The sequence below is a fragment of the Burkholderia sp. BCC1977 genome (assembly GCF_905339595.1).
GTDB lineage: Bacteria > Pseudomonadota > Gammaproteobacteria > Burkholderiales > Burkholderiaceae > Burkholderia.
In genome coordinates this window covers 1-567 of sequence record NZ_CAJPGQ010000167.1, presented here as the reverse complement: position 1 = coordinate 567, position 567 = coordinate 1, and the positions used below count along the sequence as shown (strand labels likewise).

Below are 567 nucleotides of genomic sequence, written 5' to 3'. Positions count from 1 at the left end.
CTGGCGCGTGCAGGGCAAGCCGCAGAAGAAATACGTGATCTCGCGCAAGAACGGCTATCACGGCTCGACGATCGCCGGCGGCACGCTCGGCGGGATGGGCTACATGCACGAGCAGATGCCGTCGAAGGTCGAGAACATCGTCCATATCGACCAGCCGTATTTCTTCGGCGAAGCGCAAGCCGGCGAGACGCCCGAAGCGTTCGGCCTCGCACGCGCGCAGCAGCTCGAGGCGAAGATCCTCGAGCTCGGCGCGGAGAACGTCGCCGCGTTCATCGGCGAGCCGTTCCAGGGTGCGGGCGGCGTGATCTTCCCGCCGTCGACGTACTGGCCGGAAATCCAGCGGATCTGCCGCAAGTACGACATCCTGCTCGTCGCCGACGAAGTGATCGGCGGCTTCGGCCGCACCGGCGAATGGTTCGCGCACCAGCACTTCGGCTTCGAGCCGGACCTGATCACGATGGCCAAGGGCCTGACGTCGGGTTACGTGCCGATGGGCGCGGTGGGCATTCACGAGCGCATCGCGCGCCCGATCATCGACAACGGCGAATTCAATCACGGCCTCACGTA

The 567-nt window shown here is 65.4% G+C and carries 1 protein-coding gene; it reads left to right on the top strand.

The window, feature by feature from the left end; genetic code table 11:
- The coding region (locus tag U5771_RS35300) for an aminotransferase class III-fold pyridoxal phosphate-dependent enzyme (RefSeq protein WP_322028198.1) at positions 1 to 567 on the top strand (567 nt) is incomplete at both ends.